A 23768-nucleotide genomic window follows, 5' to 3' on the forward strand; every position below is an offset into this window, starting at 1 on the left:
GATAGTTGTCATTTTTGTTGAGTACTTTTCAAATACGCAACAGTTTGTATTGCATGGGGAATTCTTGCGTTGTGCTAGAATGTAAAAAGTTTAAATTTTTGAGTATTGTGATGTCTGATTCATTTATTGAACCAAGTATTCAATTAAATACACGTGGACTACGCTGTCCTGAACCTGTGATGATGCTTCATCAGGCTATTCGTAAGTCGAAATCTGGCGATATTGTTGAGGTTTTTGCTACAGATAATTCGACTTCTTGGGATATTCCAAAGTTTTGTATGCATTTAGGTCATGAACTATTACTGCAAGAAGAAAAATTAGATGAAGAAGGTAATAAAGAATTTCATTATTTAGTTAAAAAAGGCTAAAACTTTTAAGCAATAAAAAAAATCCCTGCATTTAGTAGGGATTTTTTTATTGTAAGAGAGAAATCTATAATTTTTCTCTTACACGATTTGATTCAAATTACATATTTGGATATGAGAAGATTACTTCGCAAGATGAGGCAGGTAAAACATAGTTTTATCTGCCGCAAGGACATTACATGTTAGGGTATGAGCTCGCGCAAGAACTGTCCAAATTACATATTTGGATAGTTAGGACCACCACCACCCTCAGGTGTTACCCAAGTAATGTTTTGAGATGGATCTTTAATGTCACAAGTTTTACAGTGAACACAGTTTGCTGCGTTAATTTGGAAACGCTTAGAACCGTCATTTTCTTCCATAATTTCGTAAACACCAGCAGGGCAGTAGCGCTGAGCAGGCTCATCCCATTTTGGCAAGTTTACATTTACTGGAATAGATGCATCTGTCAGTTTTAAGTGAGCAGGCTGATTCTCTTCATGTACGGTGTTCGATACAAATACAGAAGATAAGCGGTCAAATGTAAGCTTACCATCTGGTTTTGGATAGTTTGGTTTAACACTTGCAGCATCTACAGTTTTTAATGCGCTGAAGTCAGGCACTAAGTCATGCAGTGTAAATGGAACTTTAAATACATTTTGGTCGATGAAGTTGAATGCACCACCAGCGAAAGTACCAAATTTATGCATTGCTGGACCAAAGTTACGGCAATTGTATAACTCTTCTTTTAACCAGCTGTTATTGTATTTTTCAGTGTAAGACGTTAATTCTTTAGTAAAGAAATCTTCACCTTCAATGACACGAGCAATGGCAAGGTCACCACCTTTTTCTACACCTGCTTGAATGGCTTCAAATACAGCTTCGCCACATAACATGCCCGATTTCATGGCAGTATGTGAACCTTTAATTTTTGCAAAGTTTAAGAAACCTGCATCATCACCAATTAAAGAACCACCAGGGAATGTAAATTTAGGAAGTGAGTTAAAACCACCTTTTACTACGGCACGCGCGCCATAAGAAATACGTTTACCACCTTCAAGTACTTGTTTGATTAGTGGATGCGTTTTCCAACGCTGCATTTCCATAAATGGATACATGTGTGGATTTTGGTAAGAAAGATCAACAATCATACCTAAGGTAACTTGGTTGTTTTCAGCGTGATATAACCACCAGCCACCAGCAGAACCAGTTTCACTTAGCGGCCAACCTGCACCGTGCATTACTGCACCTGCTTTATGTTTAGCAGGGTCAATTTCCCAAAGTTCTTTGATACCAATACCATAATGTTGTGGATCGGCATCTTTATCTAGGTCGAATTTCGCAATCAGGCGTTTACCTAAATGACCACGGCAACCTTCAGCAAATAGAGTGTATTTGGCATGAAGTTCGTAACCTGGTGCAAAGTTATGCGTAGGTTCGCCATCTTTACCAATACCCATATCACCTGTTTGGATACCTTTAACAGTACCATCTTCATGATAAAGAATTTCAGAAGCAGCAAAACCTGGGAAAATGGAAACTTCTAATTCTTCAGCTTTTTGTCCTAACCAACGAACTACGTTACCCAGTGAAATAACGTAGTTACCTTCGTTATGCATGGTTTTTGGAACCATCCAATGTGGAGCTAACTGTGATTTTTCAGGAGAAGTTAAGAAGTATGTTTCATCTGTAGTTACAGGAACATTTAAAGGCGCACCTTCTTCTTTCCAATTTGGGAACAATTCATTCATTGCGCGTGGTTCTAGAACAGCACCAGACAGAATATGCGCACCAACTTCGGAGCCTTTTTCTACGACACAAACGGACAAATCGTTTAGGTTATTTTCAATTGCAAGTTGACGAATTTTAATTGCTGCAGAAAGACCCGCAGGGCCTGCACCAACAATGACTACGTCAAACTCCATCGATTCACGTTCGATGTGCTCCATGTAGGACTCCTCATATATAACGAAGGTGGCATCCGTAATTTTTCAATTCGGTGCTGCCATGAGTGTTCGGTTCCCAGACACAAAAAGATCGTGTCTTTTATAATATGGGCTAGTATAGTTTTAAACCTTGATCTAGCCAATTGGCTAAATCATATTATTTTTCCGTCAGTAAGGTATGCATTTATGGCACACAAAAATAATTCATCAAATCCGACGAAAAAACTAGCGATTTCTGATCATAAGAATTTAATGGATATTGCACAATACTTAAAAGGTGGACAGTCCGGTCACAAAAAGTCAATTCCGCCTTTAGAGCAATGGCACCCAAAGCATTGTGGCACAATGAATTTGATAATAAAAGCTAATGGAGAATGGTGGCACGAAGGTCAATTAATCAAAAGAAAAGCATTAATTGATCTCTTTTCGACAGTACTTTGGAAAGAGGATGGAAAGTTCTATTTAAAAACGCCTGTAGAGCAAATAGAAATTGAAGTTGAAGATGAACCTTTATTTGTAAATCAGGTCGATCGAGTAGAAATTGAGGGGCAAGATTATTTGCAACTTACTACTACAACAGACGATGTTATTCTTGTTGATAAAGAACATTCCATTTTTATGCGTGAATACGCAGGTGAATTGCGTCCTTATGTACATGTTCGTTTTGGGATTAATGCATTAATTCAAAGATCTTCATTTTTTCATTTAGTCGAAATGGGGGAGTTGAAAGAAAATGAACAAGGTGAAGCATTTTTATTGCTTAAAAGTGGTGATTTACACTTGCAATTAGGCACCTGAGGTTTAAGCTTTAGCGATCTTATTTCGAACTTTTGAATTTAAAGATATGACAGCCATTCATCCTATTTACCCTTTAAATGAACCAATGCCTAAGGCAAAGCCGAGTGCGCCTATTGGTATTTTTGATTCGGGAATTGGTGGCTTGTCTGTAGCAATTGAAATTGCACGATATTTGCCAAATGAACGTATTGTTTATTATGCAGATACTGCCAATGTGCCTTATGGTCCACGCAGTGATCAAAATATTCGTGAACTTACGGCTCATGCCATTGAGTGGTTGTATCGTCAGGGATGTAAAATTGCCGTAGTGGCGTGTAATACAGCTTCCGCATTTAGTTTAGATTATTTACGTGAACATTATGGTGAGAACTTTCCTATAGTGGGCTTGGTTCCAGCACTTAAACCAGCTGTTCTTCAAACAACAACAAAAACAGTCGCAGTTTTAGCAACACCTGCAACTTTTCGTGGCAAACTTATTAAAGACGTTGTTCAGCGTTTTGCCATTCCTGCTCATGTATCTGTGCTTCCAATTACTTGTTTAGATTTGGTGCCATTTGTTGAAGCAGGAGAGCAAATGAGTGAAGCATGCTTATCAGTATTGCAAGAGATTTTACAACCAGCAGTCAATCAACGTGCAGATTTTTTAGTTTTAGGCTGCACGCATTACCCATTTTTAAAGCCTGCAATTCAACATATTTTTGGTGAAAAATTAAAATTAATTGACTCTGGACAGGCTGTAGCGCGACAAACTTCCCGCATTCTAATCAAAAATGCGTTATTATTTGAACGTAATCTTAAGTCAGACTTTCGTGTTTCCTGTTATGTGAGTGGAAATAATGCAGCTGAATTAACAGCAGTGTTGCAGCACCTTATTCCATCTAATTTAACATGGGAAATAAAAAACATTTAAAATTTATATTTTAAGATTTAAGTGTTGATTGAATTTAAAAATACATAATATAGAAAGGAAACCCAATGCTCGATAAGCGTTATCAGGTTTTTATCTCTACTTCTGGCCGTGAAATGCAACCAGAACGAATTGTATTGTCCCAAACTCTGGTTGGTATGGGTTTTTTCTCTTGGGGATTAGAGCAACGTACACCTTTAAGTACGACTTTTGCACGTCGCCAAATTGATGATTGTGATTATGTGGTGGTGATATTAGGTAGTCAATATGGAGAGCAGTCAGTCTCTGGTGTTGGCTATATGCATCTTGAGTACATTTATGCTGTGACCAAGCAAAAGCCAATTATTGCCTTTGTACATGAAAATCCAGATGCACGTGATGAATCTTTGCATGATGAAAAGCCAGAATTAAGAGAGAAATTCAAAGAATTTCGTAAGTTGATTATGCAAGACGTTGATCAAATTTTTACATATCGAACTATGCGAGATTTAGAGCTTGCTGTACGTTTAAATATGTCTCAAATTTTAGAGCGTTATCCCGTTTCTGGTTGGGTTCGTCCTCAAAATACACAAGCTTTACATGATCAAATTGAAGCGCTGAAAGCGACTATTGTTCAATTAGAAACAAATGCTGGTACGCGTGAAGCAGATCCATTTTTGAATATTAAAAAAGTTTCGATGCATGAAGACTTTTCTTTTGAATATCGAATGCACGCTTATCAAGACGGTAATTTTAAAGAGCTAAAAGTACAGCGCCGTATGACATGGGCGCAGTTATTAAGTGTTTTGGGTACAACATTTATTAATCCTACTCCAGAAGATTTCTTTTCTAAGAGTATGAATGAATATTTAAATGAAACTGGACTTGCAGATGCGCGTGAAGAGATGCCACGAGCGCATGCAGTTGCACGTGCACAAATCAATATTCGTGCTTTACACACCATTAAAATGCAAATGCGTGAAAATGATTGGATTGTGCCGACAGGGCGTGATGATCGCCAACGTATGCTGTGGAAAGTTTCTCCGAAAGCAAAACGTCTTTTAGAAAGTAATTTATTAGATAGTGATCGGACTTTACAATTTAGATCTTAGAATTAATCAATATCAAGAATGTCTAGAAAGCTGTTAAAGTAAGCTTATTCAAACTGAATAAGAAAAAGGCTTGATGATGACTGCAACTAAACCCAAAGTGACCGTGATTTTGGCTAATCTAGGTACGCCTGATGCACCCACGGTGCCAGCAGTTCGTCGATTCCTGAAACAGTTTTTGTCCGATCAGCGTGTAATTGAAATTCCAAAACCCATTTGGCAAATCATTCTAAATGTATTTGTTTTGCCATTTCGTCCCAAGCGCGTGGCACATGCGTATGAAATGGTATGGTCAAAAGATTCACCAATGCGTGAAATCATGCTTCAACAAGTTGAACGTGTTAAAACAACATTGACAAAGCAGTATCCTGAATTTGAGCTGACGGTTGTTCCTGCCATGACGTATGGTAATCCAGGAATTGCATCTGCTTTAGAGCGCTTAAGTCAAAATCAGCAAGATCACGTTATTTTGTTTCCGTTGTTTCCACAGTATTCAGCAACATCGACTGCTCCTTTGTACGATGCTTTTGCGAAATGGATTCCACAGCAACGAAATTTGCCAGGTCTAACCATTATTCGCGATTATTATCAGCATCCACTTTATATTCAGTCTTTAGCGCAAAGTGTGCGTGAATATCAAGCTCAACATGGTAAAGCTGAAAAATTATTGATGTCATTTCATGGTATTCCTCAGCCTTATGCAGATAAGGGTGACCCTTATGCAGACCGTTGTCGTACAACAGCAAAATTGGTCGCAGAAGCGCTAGGTTTATCTGAAAATGAATGGGCTATTAGTTTCCAATCGCGTTTTGGTAAGCAAGAATGGGTAAAACCTTATACCGATGTACTGCTTGAAGATTGGGGTAAGCAAGGTGTGAAGTCGGTGCAAATTATGAGCCCTGCTTTTTCAGCAGATTGCTTAGAAACGCTTGAAGAATTAGCGATTCAAAATGAAGAAGTATTTAAAGATGCAGGTGGTGAAAGTTATGCTTATATTCCTGCGCTAAATTCGCGTGATGATCATTTGCAATTGCTCAATCACTTGGTTCAAGCTAATCTTGATGCCTTAAAGCAAACATTAGCCATTTAAAAATTGAGGTTTTCGCCATATGTTGCAAGTCAAAATTGTGCCTGTCACGGCATTCCAACAAAACTGTTCAATTGTTTGGGATTCGGAAACCAAAGAAGCAATTTTGATTGATGCAGGTGGCGATGCTGAAAAGCTCAAAGCTGAAGTGGAAGAAATCGGCTTAACTGTTAAAGCATTATGGTTAACGCATGGACATTTAGATCATGCAGGTGCGGTTGGTGCATTGAAAAAAGTTTGGTCTGTGCCTGTTGTTGGTCCACATAAAGAAGATGCTTTTTGGTTAGATCAAATTCAAGAAGTTTCGGCACGTTATGGCTTTCCAATTCCTGAAAAGGTTGAGGTTGACCAGTGGCTTGAAGGTGGGGAAGTGTTGAAAATAGGCGAGGAAGAATTTGAAGTTCGCTTTGCACCAGGACATACCCCAGGTCATGTCATGTTCTATAACAAAAACTACAGTTTGTTGTGGACAGGTGATGTGCTTTTTAAAGGCTCGATAGGACGTACAGATTTTCCACGTGGAAACCATCAACAATTGTTGGATTCTATTCAGCGTGAATGTTTTAGCTTGCCAGATGAAACTCAGTTTATTTCAGGTCATGGACCATTGAGTACCATTGGTTTTGAAAAACAGCACAATCCATTTGTAGCAAGTAAAGCTGGCTAATTTTATATCTGCATTAAAAAAGGTCTGAATATTCAGACCTTTTTTTATTTGCAGTTTTTAAATTAATACTGATCTTCTTCACGTCCGCCATCGGCTTGTGGCGCATCTTGAGTTGGGAGTTTATAGCCTTCGTTTGCCCATGCACCAAAGTCAATCAGTTTGCATCTTTCAGAACAAAAAGGACGATATTCATTATTTTCCCAAGGGGTGAGTTCCCCACAGCGTGGGCAATTTAAAGTCGTCATGTATAAGCTCCAAACGAAAATGGATGATTCAATTAGGCAAAATCGATTGCACTTGTTAGACTTGTGCAGAATTTTATTAGTTTGATCTGATTATGCCAATTCGTCAATTTCAAGCACATCGTATGCATGCTCCCCGAGATTTTCAAACCATTGTCAATGAACCTATTTGCGTAGAAATTGGTGCAGGTAAAGGAAAGCACGCGCTACTTTTTAGTGGACAAAACCCAAATAAAAAATTAATTGCGGTTGAGCGTACACGCGAAAAGTTTTTAGCTATGCAAAAACAACATGGCATTGAAGGTCAAAGCAATTTTCAGCCTGTTCATGCAGATGCTTTACCTTGGGTAGTGCATGCATTGTTTCCTGCACAAATTGAGCAATTTTTTATTTTGTACCCAAACCCAGAGCCGCATAATCCTGCACAGCGTTGGTTAAATATGCCGTTCTTTGAGTTTTTAATTTCTCGCTTACAAGTGGGCGGTACAATTACTTTAGCTAGTAATATTCTTGAATATATTGAAGAAGCTCAAAAGCAACTTGTAGATGTATGGAAATTGCCTTTTGTAAAAGAAGTTATTCCTGCAACATCGGCACGTACCCATTTTGAAATTAAATATTTAGAACGCGGTGAATTGTGCCAACAACTTGTGATGACCAAACCTGCCGATTACAACACCCGTTTTGATGACTTTCAGCCTCTACAAGGGGTAAATGCTACAGCAGAGAAAGTGGATTAATTTAGTCATGAAAAAGCGTGTTGCAATTATTGGTGCGGGCCCTGCGGGGCTTATGGCTGCTGAAGTGCTCAGTCAGTATAACTACGATATTCATGTGTATGAGCAAAAGCCATCTGCTGCACGTAAATTTTTAATGGCTGGAAAAACAGGTTTAAATATTTCACATGCAGAACCTGTAGATCTATTTGTACAGCGCTATGATCGGGTGGAATGGCTAAGTCCTTGGGTAAAAAAATGGGATGCCCATTGGATTCAAGCTTGGATGAAAAGCTTGGGAATTGAATCTTATGTTGGTACATCGGGGCGCGTATTTCCAATTGAAATGAAAGCTGCGCCTTTACTTCGGGCGTGGTTAAAACGCCTTATGGAAGATGGTGTTAAATTTCATTATAGACACCAAGTTTCAGATTTAACTGATGCAACATTAAGCATTCAGAATCTTGTATTGAGGCAAACTTTAGAAGAAAAGTTCGATGCGATTGTTTTGGCTTGTGGTGCAGTGTCTTGGTCAAAGCTAGGAAGTGATGGAGCATGGCAAAAATGGTTGAATATATCTGATATTGAAAGCTTCCAGGCAAGTAATGCAGGCGTAGAAATTGCGTGGTCTAAGTTTATGCAACCTGTATTTGGCGAACCATTAAAGCGCGTTGAAGCATGGGTAAATAGTGGCGATAAAGCGAGTGGTGATATTGTTATTAGCCATTACGGTTTAGAAAGTGGACTAGTATATAAACAAGGTCGAGCTTTACGTGAGCAAGTGAAATGTGGTCAATCTATGGCATTAACTTTGGATTTATTGCCAGATCAAAGTATTGAGCAACTTGCAAAAAAATTACAGCCAAGTAAAAAACAATCGTTAAGCAATATTTGGCGTAAAGCAGGTTTAGATACAGCAAAAGCAAATTTAGTTCGAGAACTTGTTGCGAAAGATATTTGGACAGATGCACATGCATTGGCGCAAAAAGTAAAAAACTTAGTTATTCCATTAACAGGTTTTAGACCCATTGAAGAAGCGATTAGCTGTGCAGGTGGCGTGAAGCAAGAAGCATTAACTGAACACTTGCAGTTGAAATCAAATCCTACATTATTCTTATGTGGTGAAATGCTCGATTGGGATGCGCCTACAGGCGGATATTTACTCACCGCTTGTTTTGCTACAGGTAGAGCAGCGGGTGAAGGCGTACATTCTTATTTAAGTAAATAGAAAATGTCGTTCAAATGCGAATCTAGGAAATAAAAAAGGAATCGAATGTGATTCCTTTTTTATTTCCTCTTTAACCTGATTTATTGATCAAGTTGAGATTCCATTTCAGGATATTGAGAGCGCCAATTTTCAAGTTGATCTTGTGCATGTAAATAAGAACCTAAGTCTTTTAATTTATCATCAGAGAGGCTTTTATCGTCGAGTGCCTTATCTTTATGTTGTTCTAAAAGTTGAAGCTGCTTATCCCAATAACTGGCGATCAGACCTTGAATATAACGACCTTGTTCGGTTTTTAAATCTAAAGCTTTGAGCATTTCAGAAGCAGAGGTTAAATTATCTTTTTTACGTGTATATGAAAATTCAGCTGTTAAGTTTCCAGCCTTAGCGAGCTTGGTAAGTTCATCTTCCATTTCATCGCTGACTTGTGTGTAACGGTTGTCATAGTCCACAAGTAAACGAATATCGTGTTGATCATTTGGTGTTTTATCAAAATGACGAACAGCTTCAGAGGATAGTTCTTGCATGACTTTATCTTCTGGAGTTATTTCATCTGAGTGTTCAGCATTTTTATTATTACAAGCACTTAAAAATAATGTAGAGCAAATAAGTGCAGGAAAAGCCATACGTTTCAGTAAAATATTCATGAGAAGATTATCCTATTCTGTCGCTATTTTTTTAAAGACATATACATGTGTGGTATATGGAAAATCGATATTATCTTGTGCAGATTTCCCGGTATGTTCATGTACGATTTTTTCAAATTGTGCTTTAAACTCAAGTTGTTTTGATTGGGGCATTGCCGCAATAAAACTGGTTGAAAGTAAGCGTTTTGAAACAACGTGTTCCACTGTACCATGATGCAAATGTTGAATTGTAGTTTCTTGGAAAAGTTTGAATAATTCCTGTTCTTGAAAAACATTTTTCCATTGGTTGCTGTGGTAACGCGGCGTGTCACCTTCAAAAGGTGAAATTAAATCTGCCAGTGTTTTCACCCAATGAACATTAATATCTCGCTGATTCCAAATGAGAGCCAAATAGCCGTTGGGTTTTAATATACGATGAATCTCTGTTAAGGTTTCTAGATTGGCAAACCAATGAAATGATTGAGCACATGTCACAACATCTATCGTTTGTGGTTGAATCGGGATTTTATGGCTAAATGCCTGCAAAGTTTGCACATTTGGATAAGTCTGTTTTAATTGTGCCAACATTTCAGCAATTGGCTCTATAGCAGTAATCTGCTGTGTTATTTGTTGTAAATAAGGTAAGAATTTGCCAGTCCCAGAACCAAGGTCTAAGAGCTTGCTTTCTGTACTAAGTTGGAGTCGATCTTGCAACCAAAGTGCTATACTTTGTGGATAACTTGGACGAACTTGCTGATAAAGCTCAGCAGCCGAGCTGAAGCCTTTTTGTGCGGAAGAATGTAAAGATTGTGTCATATTTTGCGATTCTTTATCTTTCGTGCATCTATAAAATAACATATTCACTTTTGATCAATCGCAATAGCATTGAATTGTAAACTTAATATGCAATAGAACGAACTTATTGCTTGGTGTGAGAATGGACAAACAGATAATTTTTGAAGACGGACATATTCGCGCTATTTTTCTAAAAGGTTCATCAAAAGAACTGGTTTTTTCCTTTGGCGATTTAATTACTCGTGCTAAGGGTCTGTCTATTAATGCCGAAAAATCTTTAGAAAAGTTTCAATACAATGTGATTGGCGTGATGCCAAAAGAAAAATCATGGTTTCCAGAAAGCTCTATTCGCAACATGCTAGAGGCTATTTCAGATCTGATTGCGCCATTTGAAACACGCCTAGGTTATGGCGGTTCAATGGGGGGCTATGCTGCAATTAAATATTCAAACCTTTTGAATTTAAAACGTGTGATTGCGCTTGTGCCACAATTTTCAATTAATCCTGAAGATGTCACCGATTTACGCTACAACATGTTCTTTCATGCAGATGTAAACCAAGACATGAAAGTGCAAGCTAAAGATGTATCCGCCGATCGTGAATATATTGTGGTGTACGATCCTTATTATGATGAAGACCGCGCGCATTACGTTAAACTTCAAGAAGTATTGCCTCAAGTTCATACCTTACATTTGCCATTTACAGGGCATGATGCTGTTGCAATTTTGGCAAGCTCAGAACTTTTAAATGACTTTTTAACCCAAGAATTTGATGAAACTTATTTCTATAAAAAAATTCGTCAGGTGAAAAAGAACAGTAAATTTTATTATCGTAAAGTGATTGAAAAATCACTGAGAGAGCACCGCGCATCTTTAGGGAAAATTCTAAAAAATAATGATTTACAGCTCGATAGTAATTTCTTTGATGCTAAGCAAAAACAACAACTTATTCGCTCGTTACTCAGCAATAAACAAGTGGATGAGCGTGATTTAAGTAAGCTTGGTGTACAAATTAACATACCGCAAGAAAGCCGAAGTTTGTTACTCGACAATTATGGTCATGGCTTAGTGTTTAATGTCATTAGCCAGAAAATTGAGAGTTACGCAGAAAAAGCGATTGCATTGAATCATAAATTGCTTATTCCAATTTATGCAAAGGGCACAGGCTTAGTACAAATTCATTTGAATGATGAGCGCTACATTGTGGCAATGAATGATCGTTTGGTCATGAAGTTATTTAAGGAACAAGATGCCTTAGGTGTGGGGATGAGCCCACTTATTATTAAAAAATATGAAGATTACTTTGTTGTTAGCTATAAAAACTTAAACCTTGCGAGTGATGAGTTTGGCGGTAACGACTTTGTGGAAGATGTTCCTGAAATTGCAAAATTTGTATTGGAATTAGAAAGCGAAGCTTAAGTTACAAATATATTTTTTGAGTATGTAATCTCTATCACAGATCGCAATTTTAAATACGGCTTTGGTCTAGTTTTGTACTATTGCTTTATTTTTAATTCGATCTAAGATGAATTTAACGATAAAAATATCATTGGAAGATAAGAGTCGTGTTATGACAAAAAATGTTCTGAATATTTCATTGTTCACGCTATTTTGTTTAACTGTTTCAAATCCTGCCTTTGCTCAGGCGACCATGTATCCTGCTTATGTTTTTTTTGGTAGTGGTATTTTGGTGGTGTTGGGACTCGCAATTTATGTTGTGAAACAAAGCATTCTATCTATTCGAAATCACTGCGATAAAAAGCCTGTAAAATAGCAGGCTTTTTTATATTCTTAGAATGAATATTTAAAAGACTTTCAATATCTTATTGATGCTTTATTGCTTAATGTATATGAGAAATAAAAAATCGATATGTGTGAAAACAGCTCTATTAAATATTTCAAATATGCTTAAACTGTTTGCAATGAACAGGGAGTTTTTATCCCTTAAAATTCCATGAATGAAGCAAGGAATGCAGCATGAAAGCCGTATTTTTAGATTACGCATCTTTAGATCAAAATGACTTAAATTTTAAAAATTTAGAAAATATCTTCGATGAATGGGATGTTTATCCAAGTACATCTTCAGCACAATTATTAGAAAGAATTCAAAATGTTGATATCATTATTAGCAATAAAGTTGTGGTGAATGCAGAAGCAATCCAACAATGTCCAAAGCTTAAACTCATTCTAATTTCAGCGACAGGCACCAATAATATTGATTTAGCACAAGCCAAAAGACAGGGCATTGTGGTGTGTAATTGTCAGGCTTATGGTACATCTGCCGTGGCGCAACATACGCTTATGCTCATGCTTAACTTGGCAACATCTTTTAGACAATATGATCATGCTGTACAAAAGGGTGAGTGGAATAAAGCATCACAATTTTGTTTGCTTGATTATCCAATTGTAGAACTTGAAGGCAAAACGTTAGGTATTTTAGGTTATGGCGAATTGGGCAAAGCTGTTGCGAAATTAGCGCAAGCCTTTGGTATGAAAGTTTTAGTGGGAGCTTTGCCAAATCGCCCGACTGGTGAAAATCGTATTCCATTTAATGAATTGTTAGCTCAGGTTGATTTTCTAACTTTGCATTGCCCATTGAGTGCAGATACGCAAAATTTAATAGATGCTAAAGCCTTTGATGTCATGAAATCGAGTGCATTTTTAATTAACTGTGCGCGTGGCGGTATTGTGAATGAACAAGATTTGGCAGATGCTTTGATTACAGGAAAAATTGCAGGTGCAGCAACAGATGTGCTTTTGGTTGAACCCCCGAAAGATGGCAATGTGTTGTTAAACCCCGAAATTCCCAATTTATTAATTACACCGCATAGTGCGTGGGGGAGTGTAGATGCACGTCAGCGTATTGTTCAACAGATGGTTGAAAATGTAGAAGCCTTTAAAAAAGGTCAGCCAATACGACAAGTGAATGCTTAATTGAAAGAATAAAAAAAGCCCATCAGAAGATGGGCTTTCTTTTGTATGTATACGTTAAATTTATCGGGGAAGAGATGAATCTGAGTCTTCGTTATTTGAGCTGATATTTTGTGTTGTATTGGATGGTGTATCTGCGCTTGTAGGTGTTTGAACTTCAGGCTGAGGTGTTGCGGTTTGCGTAGGTTCAATAATTTTTGGTTGTGGCGCAGGAATAATGTCTAAAAATGTTTTTGGTGGATTGTCTGTAGATGACTGACTGAGTGAATGTTGAATAATTGGTGCTTTGTCTTCTGGGTTGCCAAAAATAGCTTCTTTTGCTTTGTTCGTGGTGTTTTCAATACCAGTTGAGGTTTTTTCTACTGTTTGTTCGGCAAAGTCTTTGGTTTTTTCAGCAAAAACCGTTGTTTTATCTATGGTTTTATCAACTGTTTTTTCTGCAGAGTATTCTGCTATGTCTGCAGTTTTTTGGGCTGTCGGTTTAATTTTGTTTACACCACGTTCGGTGGCATTGCCAATTCTTGAAAATGTAGTTTCAACTTTTTCTTTGGTTTTATGCCCCAAAACGACAAAAATATTTGGATTATCTCCATAAGCAGGAGAGTGCTTTACAGGTTGTGCTGTTTGAGTGGTGTTGGTTTGGGCGAATAAAGGAGTAGTTGCAAGAATTGCTGAAACAAATAGTGCTGCTTTGGATGGATTGATCACTTAGATGGATCCTCTTTTTCTATATTGGGTTTTATTAACAAAATAATCTTATCGGCTTTTTTTTGCATGATGTTAGTTTGAGATTAAAACCATACAGCTTAGTTACACGAGTTTTACATTATGCTTTTATTTTACATGTAAAAAAGCCTTTGTTTTAATTCGATTAGTGATTAATAACAAAGGCTTTTGAGCAGATTGTGAGTTATTCACATTGTGCTAATGCTTCTTTTGCAAAGTTGTTGCGTAGCGATAGGAAGTTCTTTTGTACTTCTGGAGAGTATAAGTCAAAATTTGATGCTGTACTTGTTCCATCTTTTTCGAAGGTTGCTGTACCTGCTGAAATAAGAGTTAAGCCTTTAAATGACCATTGTTCTACAATTTTTCCAGACTCAAGTTGTCCTGTGAACTCAATAACGCATTTGTCTGCGAATTTGTTGAGTTGGGCTTTATTGTTTGTGGTTTCTGGGTGTACTTTTAGGTTTTCTACTTCCTGTAAAGCGCCTGCTTTGATGTGTGGAATTGTAGGTGTAGTTGAACACGCAGTAAGTGCGAAACCAGCGATAACTGTAAGAATGATAGCGTTAAGTTTCATAAGTTCCATTTTCTTGTTGAGTGTAATTCATTTCAGTATAGGGAATTCGAAGATGGTTGCATATAGCTGATTAGTATCCAAAATGATTCACGCTATTGTAAAAAATAATGTGTTTTAACTTTTATTGAGTCTAAATTTTCTTGAATTAGTTCAGTATTGAAAGTGCTAGTTTCATTCCAAAAATTTTGCAGTGATTTAATATTAAGTTTTTCATCTTCAGATAAACTTTCGAACCATGATGGGGACACATAAGTATTATGTATGTATAAAAAAACTAATGAAAAAAGTTTATCTTCTATTTTTGAAGGTTGATTTATAATGGATTGGATGATTCTGTTTCCATATTCATGATTTTCTTTAAACCAGCTAATGATGAAATACCCTTGTTTATCTAAATTTATACAATTAATGTAAAGATTCTTTGATGGTTCTTCAGCATTGTTCAAATCTTGTAGCGGTTTACCATTTAAGTCAAATTCTAAGTTAAAACAGCTACTACTATGAAATCGAGGGTATCCCTCACATAACTCAAAAATGTAGTGTTCTAGTAAATTATCATAATTGTCTTTTTTGAAACAATTTTCCATTTTACGTTTGTAGTAATTACTATATTTTAAGCCAAGGTTATAAAAAGCTATTTGGCTATTAATTTCTATTTGAGATGTTATTTGGGACAAAGTATCCTTTGAATTATCAGTACTTTTTTTAATCAGTGTTAATAAGTTGCTAACTGATTGCATAGCATTATATTCAATGCAAATTGCTCGATAGCAAAGATCAAATAATTGCTTAGACGTTTTTTCAAAATTATTTTTTTCAAAAGAAGAAAATAGAATTTCATCATGCCACTTACAAAAGCCAGTAAATGTTGAGGCATTTCGAATGCCTATTTTTTTGAACTTCCAACCATTAATTTCAAATTTCATCCCATAAACATGCTGATTATCACTAATATATTGTAGTGAACCTTTTTTTGAGATTGAATGAGCCTTTATAATTGAGCCATCACAATTAGAAACACCTTGGTGAAGGCATGCTTTATAAGAAAAATTATTTTTGAATATTTTATTAATTTCATTTTCTGTCTTTTGCTGCATTCTTTCTTTATGAAAATGACAATCTATGAAATTTAAATTAGATAAACACCAACATGGCTGCTTCTTTGGAAGCTTTCTTAAAATCTCTTGAAAAAATGTAAAAGAGATTAAGTTATCTTTATCCCCTTTCTTTTTGTGTGATTTTAATAAATATTGATAAGATGAAGCATTAAAAAGTTTTTTTTGAACTGCATATTCCAGACAATCTAAATCGATAAATTTAATGCCATTAATTATGTAAGTTAGCTTTCTCTTTTCTATTTTCATAATTTATCTATATAAAAAAACCCCGCTAATTTATAGCGGGGTTTTCTTTAAATTTCAAGAAATTATAGCTTAATGCTGTAACACCGAAATATCAGCCACTTTCGTAAACAAGTCACGTAATTGTGCAAGCATCAATAAACGGTTTGACTTCAAGTTAGCATCATCCGCCATAACCATTACACCATCAAAGAACGCATCTACAGGCACACGAAGTGCAGCAAGTGCAGACAACGCAGCAGTGTAGTCTTTGGCAGCAAATAACGGCTCAACTACAGGCGTAATTTTCGCAAGTTCAGCGAATAATGCTTTTTCAGCATCTTCAACCAAGTTTGCTTCAATAACTTCACCTGCAGGTGCAGCTTCTTTTGCAAGAATGTTTGCAACACGCTTGTTAGCAGCAGCAAGAGCAGCAGCCTCAGGCAATGCACGGAAGTGATTTACTGCATTTACACGCTTATCAAAATCAAGCGGAGATTTTGGTGACAACGCTTGAACCGCTTGAATTACATCAACCGCAACGCCTTGGTCTTCGTATTTCGCACGGTAACGACCTTCTAAGAATGCCACAGCATCATTTAAAGTCTTATCGTGATCTTTCAATACATCGCCATAAGCAGCTAAAGCAAGCTTGATTAAATCTTCAATAGACACATCAAGGTTGTTTTCAGTCACTAAACGCAAAATACCAATCGCAGAACGACGAAGCGCAAACGGGTCTTTAGAACCTGTAGGCGCTTGACCAATACCAAAAATACCTGTGAGCGTATCTAAACGGTCAGCAAGGGCAATGGTTGTACCTGTTTTAGTTTGAGGTAAAACATCACCCGCAAATTTAGGTAAATATTGCTCGCCTAAAGCTTCTGCAACTTCATCATTTTCGCCTTCAATACGTGCGTAGTAAGTACCCGCAATACCTTGAAGTTCAGGGAATTCACCCACAAGTTCAGATGTTAAGTCACATTTCGCAAGAAGCGCAGCTTTTTCAGCATCGGCAGGGTTAGCACCAGTAATAGGCGATAACGCTACAGCCAATTTTGCAATACGTTCAGATTTATTCCAAAGCGTACCCAATTCTGCTTGGAAAACCATATTTGCAAGTTTCTCTTTACGAGAAGCAAGCGGTTGCTTTTGGTCTTGTAAAAAGAAGAATTCAGCATCCGACAAACGTGGACGAACAACTTTCTCATTACCTTCAATAATTTGAGCAGGATCTTTCGACTCAATGTTTGACACAGTAATGAAGTACGGTTGAAGCTTATTGTCGCTATTCACTAAGCAGAAGTACTTTTGGTTGTCCTGCATAGTTGTAATCAATGCTTCTTGAGGAACTGCGAGGAAGCGTTCTTCAAAGCTTGCACGAAGCGCAACAGGCCATTCAACCAATGCAGTCACTTCGTCACGTAAATCACTTGGCACAATCGCAATGGCATTTACTTCATCCGCCAATGCTTTTACTTGACCGTCAATGATTGCTTGGCGTTCTTCAAAAGAAGCCACAACGTAAGCTGTACGAAGAGCATCTAAGTAAGCATCTGCATTTGCAAGTGTGATTGCTTCAGGTGCATGGAAACGGTGACCATAAGTCACGTTACCCGCTTTGTGATCTTGAATCGTAGCATCAATCACATCGTTATCTTTTAACAACACAACCCATTTTACAGGACGTACAAATTCAGTACGGCTAGCCGCAGAACGCATACGTTTTGCAATTGGAAGGTTATCTAAAGCAGCTTGTAAAATTTGCGGAAGTAAAACATCAAGGCTTTGACCTTTCACATCTTTTAAGTAGCAAACTTTTTCAACTTTACCTGCTTGGAATGTTGTTACTTGATCTACAGTAATGCCTTGACCACGCATAAAGCCTTCTAAAGCTTTAGTTGGGTTGCCTTCAGCATCAAAGGCTGCTTGTTTTGCAGGACCGTCAAAACGTTTTTGTGTGTCTGCTTGAGCAGCATCTACATTTACAATTTTAAGTGCAAGACGACGTGGTGCTGCATAAGCTTCGATAGAATCGAATGCAAGACCTGCATCTTTTAAGCCTTTTACAGTTTCAGCTTGTAATGCATCACGTAATTTTTTTAAGCTTTTTGGTGGAAGTTCTTCACAGCCTAATTCGAACAATACTGTATGTTTAGACATTATTTGCTCTCCTTAGATTCAACTTTTGCTTCCGCTTCAACTTGTGCCTTTAACTGTGCAAGTACTTCATCACGAAGTTCAGGTTCTGCCATTGGGAAACCAAGTTTCGCACGAGCAGCAACATAACTTTGTGCAATAGCACGAGCCAATGTACGTACACGTAAAATATAACGCTGACGTTCAGTCACCGAAATTGCACCACGAGCATCAAGCAAGTTAAAGCTATGAGATGCTTTGATTACTTGTTCGTATGCAGGAAGTGGAAGTTCCGCTTCCATTAAGCGAGTTGCTTCAGCTTCATAGAAGTCGAACAATTCAAACATTTTTTCTACGTTTGCGTATTCGAAGTTATAAGTCGATTGTTCAACTTCATTTTGATGGAATACATCGCCGTAAGTAACTGTACCAAATTGACCTTTAGTCCAAACCAAGTCGTAAACTGAATCTACACCTTGAAGGTACATGGCTAAACGCTCAAGACCGTAAGTGATTTCACCAGTTACAGGGTAGCATTCAACACCACCGACTTGTTGGAAGTAAGTAAACTGAGTCACTTCCATACCATTTAACCAAACTTCCCAACCTAAGCCCCAAGCACCTAGTGTTGGAGATTCCCAGTTGTCTTCTACAAAACGAATGTCGTGTACAAGCGTATCAATACCAATCGCTTTTAAAGAATCTAAATAAAGCTGTTGGATGTTGTCTGGGTTTGGTTTAAGCACAACTTGGAATTGGTAGTAGTGCTGTAGACGGTTTGGGTTTTCACCATAACGACCATCTTTAGGGCGACGAGAAGGCTGAACATAAGCAGCATTCCAAGTTTCAGGGCCTAAAGCACGTAAGAATGTAGCTGTGTGGAATGTGCCTGCGCCCATTTCCATATCGTAAGGTTGTAAAATTACACAGCCTTGTTCAGCCCAGTAGTTTTGTAAGGCAAGAATTAAGCCTTGGAAGGTATCAATATGCGATATGGCGCGACTCATGGTCATCCACTTAAAATTAGAGAAAAATTACCCTCAATTATAAGGATTTTAAGGAGGTGTGGCAAAGGTTATGAATGAAATGGTGAAGGTTTAATCGATATCTTTAAATCGTAAAAAGTTGAATTGGCATAAAGTGCTTATTTAAAAATTCACGTTGTGGTGGGAACAGCATATTTTTTAAGTTTTAAGATGGTGATTCATGCATTAAATAATAAAACTGAATAGCAGAGCGGAGCACATTTTTATAATTTTTATGGATATAACGTCATGCTCTGGCAATAAGTATGGCTCTGGAATGTTTTTATTTTGAAGATAAATGTGGGTAAATTATAATAATTTAAATGAAATCAGGTGGATATATTTATGGTTTTTGTGGTTTGGTAAAATTTAATTTGAAACCTTATTGAAATGAAAAATTTAATTCTGATCGCCGCTGCTTCATTAGTCGTGACCTCTTGTGCCATGTTTCCATTATTTGAAGAAAAAATGGCAAGTTGTGAACAGAAGGGTATTAGTAGAGATACCTGCTACAAAGTTGAGATGGATAATGACAGGGAAGATGAGGATAGACTATTTTAATATGCAAAAAATGGAACAAAAGTCTAAACATTGAAGGTAATACGAGCGTCATATTGCTTTTATTAACTAAAGTTGAAGCATTATATTTGAATGTAAGTTGTTTAACTTAAAGGAGATTTTTGTGATGCTTAGTGTGTGGTTGATATAGTAAAATATCGATCATCAATAAATAGATTATTTTACTTAAGTTATTTAGATATTTTATAAAATTATAAAAAAACTACGATATCTTGGGGAAAATACCGTAGCGACCATGAGGTCAAAAGATTAGGGTTGGTCGTTACCTACTGTACGCATTGGCGATTCATGAGTAGGTGAGTGCTGTAATTCAACTTGCTTTTTAGGCATTACAAACCAAAGAATGAGATAGACCAAAATACCGGGAAATGCTGCGCTCATTAAAGAAACCACAATAAAAATAATACGAAGCAAGTTTGCATTCCAACCAAAACGTTCAGCAATACCCCCCATTACACCTGCAATCATGCTTGAGCGATTTGAGCGATATAAACCAACATTGGTCATTGAGTTCTCCTTAAAATCAAATAAATCAGTAGGCTGTATAATAAATATGGAGATGTTTTGTTAGATTTAAAGTTATGAAATACATAAAATCGTAAAAATGTGTAACTGTATCTATCTGTGTTTTTTATATCATCTTAGAATGCAATTAACCTTTAATAATTTGATTATAAATATTTCACTATTAAGTGATTTGTGGTTTATTTTATGAATGAATTCTGGCTCAGTATTATATAAAAGGATGAATGAATGTTGAGGCATACGATATATCAAATTTGCATGGTTCCTTTTTTGATAGTGGGAATTACCGCATGTGATCAAGATCATTCAGAGAGTATGGTGAATAATACGAAGGAAACGTTTCAAGGGGCGAGTAAAGATGATTATGAGCCTGTAACAGGTAGAAAGCTGACCGATGTTGCAGGACAAGCTGCTATTCCAGTGGGAAGTGAAGAGAGTATTGGTCAAGTGGTAACTGATAATGCACTACCTTACGTGGGGCGGTATCATGTTGTTGTGAGTTGTAAAGACCCTGTTGTATTTTGCAAAGATGGTACTGCAGATTTCGTTATGAATTTATTGGCAGATGGAACCGCACATAGAACAATTATTCATTCGGGGACAATTACTTTTGCAACAGCACAACAATACCGTCAAGATCACTGGAAATATGATGAAATAAATCATCAAATTATTTTACAGCGAAGTAATGGTGTCGAATTTTTTTACGATATTGATAAAAATAAAAACTTAACGATGAATCTAAATAAAATTGCGAATGGAAGTGATGTGAATCGTAAATTTTTCCAAGAGGGGAATGCATTTCCGCACGAAGCTTACGTGTTAAAATCAGAAAAGTAACTTTTAGTCTAAAAATATTTTTAAGTAATTAATTTAAATAAAAAAGTTGGTGGGCTGTGTGGGGTTCGAACCCACGACCAATAGATTAAGAGTCTACTGCTCTACCGACTGAGCTAACAACCCTAAGTAAGGATTAGTGAAAAAAGTATTTCACTCGAATGCAAATTAAAATCTAAGATTTTAAAAAGTGTGTTAAGCACTTAGTTTGCAATATCGATAAGCAAAATTTCGAGAAATGGCAAGTAAAACCGAATGGTTTATTGTCTTGGTCGGAATATGCATGTTTCGTTATCTTCGCAAGCTGGAAGAAAGAAGCCCTAAGAAAGAATGGTGGGTCGTCCGCGACTCGAACGCGGGACCAATAGATTAAAAGTCTACTGCTCTACCAACTGAGCTAACGACCCATTCTAAGGTTTGGTATCAAATAAAATTTGATGGTTTCTAAAACAGACGTTTTAGAATGATGGTGGGTCGTCCGCGACTCGAACGCGGGACCAATAGATTAAAAGTCTACTGCTCTACCAACTGAGCTAACGACCCATCAAGGAGTGTCAAATGAAATGGTGGGTCGTCCGCGACTCGAACGCGGGACCAATAGATTAAAAGTCTACTGCTCTACCAACTGAGCTAACGACCCATATCATTTGATGGAGCGTATTGTAGCAAGATATGAAACGAGCGCAAGTAAAAAATTAGAAAGTTGTCTGTGATTGATTATAAATAAAACAAAAATACATCATATAATCAAAAAACAGACAACTTTTGCCATTAAAAGCGATATTTATAGCTTTCAATGTTGTTGTAAATTTCAGGTGTAAGTTCGCAATAGGCATCACATCCTGGTAAAAGTACTAAAATTTTCTCATCAGTTTCATGAATATTGAAGGCTTGTGCTTTTAATTTACTCTTTTGATACTTAAATGTTCCTGTTGTTTCGACAGCATGTTGAATGCGTAGAAATATAGGAATGGCATAAGCAGGTAAAGATTTTTTAAATTCAGCGTACATATCACATAAATCTTGAGGAGTAAGCTGTATATCATCCTGTAAGGTAATGGCAGCCATACCCGCACGACCATTGGTATTTGGGATTTCTACACCATATACGACTGCTTCTGTAATTTTTTCGTATTCAGAAACAATATTTTCAACTTGTGTTGTTGACACATTTTCGCCTTTCCAGCGGAATGTATCACCTAAGCGATCTACAAATTGAGCATGTCTAAAGCCAATATCACGAACTAAATCGCCTGTATTGAAATAAGCATCGCCTTTTTTTAATACGTTGGTCATGACAACAGCCTTATTTTTTTCAGGATCTGTATAGCCATCGAAAGGTGAGCGACGTGTGATTTTTCCAATCAATAAGCCAACTTCACCTTTTTTAACACGAATACACCAGCCATTTTTGTCACGAACAGGTTCATTTTTCTCTTTGTCGTATTGAATAACTGCATACGGTGTTGGGGAAAATCCTACGGTGTTGTCAAAGTTGAAAACATTACTAAAACCGACATTACCTTCGCTGGATGCGTAAAGTTCTAAAACTTCTTCAATTCCAAAACGGGATTTGAATTTATCCCAAATATTAGGACGCATTCCGTTACCGATCATCTTTTTAACACGATGACCTTTTTCGAGTTCTGATTCGGGTGCATCCATAAGGTAGCGGCAAAGTTCACCTACGTATCCAATGGCTGAAGCATCGAATTTTTGTACATCTTTCCAAAAAGATGAGGTTGAGTATTTACGTCTAATTGCAAGAGTCGCACTACCTGCAATAACGCCACACCAGCATACAACAATGCCTGTTGCGTGATAAAGCGGTAGGGTGCAATACATAACATCATCTTGTTTAAGGTCTATAACATGACCGTATGTACCATAAGCTAATGTCCAACGACTGTTGCTAAAAATAACCGCTTTAGGTAAGCCGGTGGTGCCCGAGGTATAAATATAAAATAATCCGTTTTTACCTTGAACTGTACGTGTTGTTGGTGTGTTGAAGGTTGGAAAATTTACAATTGTACTTGCAAGGTTGATAAAACCTGTTGGTGCTTCACCTGCATTTTTTAATGTTTCTTGATCTGCAAACCAATGAAAGTGATCTTCAGAGATATTTAAGTCATTGCGAATTTCATCTACGGAAGAACAGCATTCTTCACCAGTAATAACCGCAATAGGCTTCACAAGATTAATGCTATGTGCAAGCACTTTGCCAGTTTGAGAGGTGTTTACAAGCGCAATTGTGACGCCAATTTTTGCTAAACCTAAAACAGTTGCCAACATTTCTGGGCGATTTTCCATCATTAACGCAATAACATCGCCTTTATTTGCGCCTATAGAAAGATAGAAATGTCCAATCTGATTTGCCCAATCATTGAGTTCTTTGTATGAAAAAGCTTGGTCTTGATACTTTAAAGCACAACCATGAGGATTTCGTTTAACCGCATTTTCAAATGCAATACCTAAGCCTGTGGGAGAGTTTGATGTACGTAAATAAGCTTGCTTAAGACCGGTCATTAAATGAGGTAGCTTGCTCATGAATTTAGGGATTTTGGCAGCAACTTCTGCAAAACCAATGAGGTCGCTTTTTGGATTATGGCTCATAAGAATCCTATTATTTTCGTAAATCAGTATCGTGTTTATT

Annotated in this window: 24 protein-coding genes and 4 tRNA genes; 13 read left to right on the plus strand and 15 right to left on the minus strand. The window is 37.1% G+C overall.

Annotation, left to right across the window (positions count from 1 at the left end; genetic code table 11):
• The first annotated feature begins 110 nt into the window (after nt 1-110).
• Nucleotides 111-368, plus strand: a complete 258-nt coding sequence (gene tusA, locus AC5YC8_RS09590; protein WP_496116249.1) for a sulfurtransferase TusA — start codon at nt 111-113, stop codon at nt 366-368.
• Between the two features lie 212 nt (nt 369-580).
• Here the strand turns inward: tusA and AC5YC8_RS09595 are convergent, their stop codons facing one another.
• Nucleotides 581-2293: an electron transfer flavoprotein-ubiquinone oxidoreductase gene (locus AC5YC8_RS09595; RefSeq protein ID WP_496116250.1), complete on the minus strand. Its 1713-nt coding sequence runs from the start codon at nt 2291-2293 to the stop codon at nt 581-583.
• A 183-nt stretch (nt 2294-2476) separates the two neighbouring features.
• Here AC5YC8_RS09595 and AC5YC8_RS09600 point away from each other — a divergent pair, with 183 nt between their 5' ends.
• The 5 genes from AC5YC8_RS09600 (at nt 2477) to AC5YC8_RS09620 (ending at nt 6837) form a co-directional block, all read left to right on the plus strand.
• A complete protein-coding gene (locus tag AC5YC8_RS09600; protein ID WP_496164354.1) occupies nt 2477-3088 on the plus strand; it encodes a DUF1285 domain-containing protein in 612 nt (203 codons plus the stop codon).
• 46 nt (nt 3089-3134) lie between these two features.
• Nucleotides 3135-3998, plus strand: coding sequence for a glutamate racemase (murI, locus tag AC5YC8_RS09605; RefSeq protein WP_496164355.1), 864 nt, complete (start codon nt 3135-3137; stop codon nt 3996-3998).
• A gap of 65 nt (nt 3999-4063) precedes the next feature.
• Nucleotides 4064-5086 (plus strand): DUF4062 domain-containing protein, encoded by a 1023-nt coding sequence (locus AC5YC8_RS09610; RefSeq protein WP_496116253.1) that lies wholly within the window; start codon nt 4064-4066, stop codon nt 5084-5086.
• Nucleotides 5087-5159: 73 nt separating this feature from the next.
• A complete protein-coding gene (gene hemH / locus AC5YC8_RS09615) occupies nt 5160-6173 on the plus strand; it encodes a ferrochelatase (RefSeq protein ID WP_496164356.1) in 1014 nt (337 codons plus the stop codon).
• A 19-nt stretch (nt 6174-6192) separates the two neighbouring features.
• Nucleotides 6193-6837, plus strand: a complete 645-nt coding sequence (locus tag AC5YC8_RS09620) for an MBL fold metallo-hydrolase (RefSeq protein ID WP_496164357.1) — start codon at nt 6193-6195, stop codon at nt 6835-6837.
• A 62-nt stretch (nt 6838-6899) separates the two neighbouring features.
• On the opposite strand, the gene AC5YC8_RS09625 is transcribed toward AC5YC8_RS09620, so the two are convergent.
• Nucleotides 6900-7082, minus strand: a complete 183-nt coding sequence (locus tag AC5YC8_RS09625) for a DNA gyrase inhibitor YacG (protein WP_496116257.1) — start codon at nt 7080-7082, stop codon at nt 6900-6902.
• A gap of 86 nt (nt 7083-7168) precedes the next feature.
• On the opposite strand from AC5YC8_RS09625, the gene AC5YC8_RS09630 reads away from it, so the two are divergent.
• Together AC5YC8_RS09630 and AC5YC8_RS09635 are read left to right on the plus strand one after the other, a co-directional pair.
• A complete protein-coding gene (locus AC5YC8_RS09630; protein WP_496164399.1) occupies nt 7169-7819 on the plus strand; it encodes a class I SAM-dependent methyltransferase in 651 nt (216 codons plus the stop codon).
• Nucleotides 7820-7826: 7 nt separating this feature from the next.
• Nucleotides 7827-9023 carry a TIGR03862 family flavoprotein gene (locus AC5YC8_RS09635; protein ID WP_496164400.1) on the plus strand — a complete coding sequence of 399 codons (1197 nt, stop codon included), beginning with the start codon at nt 7827-7829 and terminating at the stop codon, nt 9021-9023.
• Nucleotides 9024-9103: 80 nt separating this feature from the next.
• On the opposite strand, the gene AC5YC8_RS09640 is transcribed toward AC5YC8_RS09635, so the two are convergent.
• Both AC5YC8_RS09640 and AC5YC8_RS09645 read right to left on the minus strand, forming a co-directional pair.
• Nucleotides 9104-9667, minus strand: coding sequence for a hypothetical protein (locus tag AC5YC8_RS09640; protein WP_496164358.1), 564 nt, complete (start codon nt 9665-9667; stop codon nt 9104-9106).
• A gap of 12 nt (nt 9668-9679) precedes the next feature.
• On the minus strand, nt 9680-10462 hold the full coding sequence (locus AC5YC8_RS09645; RefSeq protein ID WP_496164359.1) for a class I SAM-dependent methyltransferase: 783 nt from the start codon (nt 10460-10462) through the stop codon (nt 9680-9682).
• Between the two features lie 121 nt (nt 10463-10583).
• Between AC5YC8_RS09645 and AC5YC8_RS09650 the strand changes: the two genes are divergently transcribed.
• The 3 genes from AC5YC8_RS09650 (at nt 10584) to AC5YC8_RS09660 (ending at nt 13373) form a co-directional block, all read left to right on the plus strand.
• Complete coding sequence (locus AC5YC8_RS09650; RefSeq protein ID WP_496164360.1) at nt 10584-11858, plus strand: hypothetical protein; 1275 nt, start codon at nt 10584-10586, stop codon at nt 11856-11858.
• A 151-nt stretch (nt 11859-12009) separates the two neighbouring features.
• The gene (locus tag AC5YC8_RS09655) at nt 12010-12213 is read left to right on the plus strand and encodes a hypothetical protein (protein ID WP_496116262.1); all 204 of its coding nucleotides are present in this window, start codon (nt 12010-12012) and stop codon (nt 12211-12213) included.
• 203 nt (nt 12214-12416) lie between these two features.
• Entirely contained in the window at nt 12417-13373 is a 957-nt protein-coding gene (locus tag AC5YC8_RS09660) for a 2-hydroxyacid dehydrogenase (protein WP_496164361.1), read from the plus strand.
• Between the two features lie 60 nt (nt 13374-13433).
• Here AC5YC8_RS09660 and AC5YC8_RS09665 read toward each other — a convergent pair whose 3' ends face one another.
• The 5 genes from AC5YC8_RS09665 to glyQ all read right to left on the minus strand — a co-directional run bounded on the left by AC5YC8_RS09665 (nt 13434) and on the right by glyQ (nt 19156).
• Nucleotides 13434-14078 (minus strand): hypothetical protein, encoded by a 645-nt coding sequence (locus AC5YC8_RS09665; RefSeq protein ID WP_496164362.1) that lies wholly within the window; start codon nt 14076-14078, stop codon nt 13434-13436.
• Between the two features lie 202 nt (nt 14079-14280).
• Nucleotides 14281-14670, minus strand: coding sequence for a hypothetical protein (locus tag AC5YC8_RS09670; RefSeq protein ID WP_496164364.1), 390 nt, complete (start codon nt 14668-14670; stop codon nt 14281-14283).
• Between the two features lie 92 nt (nt 14671-14762).
• On the minus strand, nt 14763-16034 hold the full coding sequence (locus AC5YC8_RS09675; protein ID WP_496164365.1) for a hypothetical protein: 1272 nt from the start codon (nt 16032-16034) through the stop codon (nt 14763-14765).
• Nucleotides 16035-16103: 69 nt separating this feature from the next.
• Nucleotides 16104-18173, minus strand: coding sequence for a glycine--tRNA ligase subunit beta (gene glyS / locus AC5YC8_RS09680; RefSeq protein WP_496164366.1), 2070 nt, complete (start codon nt 18171-18173; stop codon nt 16104-16106).
• On the minus strand, nt 18173-19156 hold the full coding sequence (gene glyQ, locus AC5YC8_RS09685; protein ID WP_496164367.1) for a glycine--tRNA ligase subunit alpha: 984 nt from the start codon (nt 19154-19156) through the stop codon (nt 18173-18175). Before glyQ ends, glyS begins: the two co-directional genes overlap by 1 nt.
• A gap of 408 nt (nt 19157-19564) precedes the next feature.
• Here glyQ and AC5YC8_RS09690 point away from each other — a divergent pair, with 408 nt between their 5' ends.
• A complete protein-coding gene (locus tag AC5YC8_RS09690) occupies nt 19565-19735 on the plus strand; it encodes a hypothetical protein (RefSeq protein WP_496164368.1) in 171 nt (56 codons plus the stop codon).
• Nucleotides 19736-20002: 267 nt separating this feature from the next.
• On the opposite strand, the gene AC5YC8_RS09695 is transcribed toward AC5YC8_RS09690, so the two are convergent.
• A complete protein-coding gene (locus AC5YC8_RS09695; RefSeq protein WP_496116271.1) occupies nt 20003-20260 on the minus strand; it encodes a PspC domain-containing protein in 258 nt (85 codons plus the stop codon).
• Between the two features lie 276 nt (nt 20261-20536).
• Between AC5YC8_RS09695 and AC5YC8_RS09700 the strand changes: the two genes are divergently transcribed.
• Entirely contained in the window at nt 20537-21118 is a 582-nt protein-coding gene (locus tag AC5YC8_RS09700) for a hypothetical protein (protein ID WP_496164369.1), read from the plus strand.
• Nucleotides 21119-21165: 47 nt separating this feature from the next.
• On the opposite strand, the gene AC5YC8_RS09705 is transcribed toward AC5YC8_RS09700, so the two are convergent.
• The 5 genes from AC5YC8_RS09705 to AC5YC8_RS09725 all read right to left on the minus strand — a co-directional run bounded on the left by AC5YC8_RS09705 (nt 21166) and on the right by AC5YC8_RS09725 (nt 23728).
• A tRNA-Lys gene (locus AC5YC8_RS09705) sits at nt 21166-21241 on the minus strand.
• A gap of 205 nt (nt 21242-21446) precedes the next feature.
• Nucleotides 21447-21522: transfer RNA gene (locus AC5YC8_RS09710), tRNA-Lys, on the minus strand.
• 60 nt (nt 21523-21582) lie between these two features.
• Nucleotides 21583-21658, minus strand: a tRNA-Lys gene (locus AC5YC8_RS09715).
• 21 nt (nt 21659-21679) lie between these two features.
• Nucleotides 21680-21755, minus strand: a tRNA-Lys gene (locus tag AC5YC8_RS09720).
• Nucleotides 21756-21886: 131 nt separating this feature from the next.
• Entirely contained in the window at nt 21887-23728 is a 1842-nt protein-coding gene (locus AC5YC8_RS09725) for a long-chain-acyl-CoA synthetase (RefSeq protein WP_496164370.1), read from the minus strand.
• Nucleotides 23729-23768 lie beyond the last annotated feature (40 nt).

The sequence above is a fragment of the Acinetobacter sp. FY731 genome, from assembly GCF_059515905.1.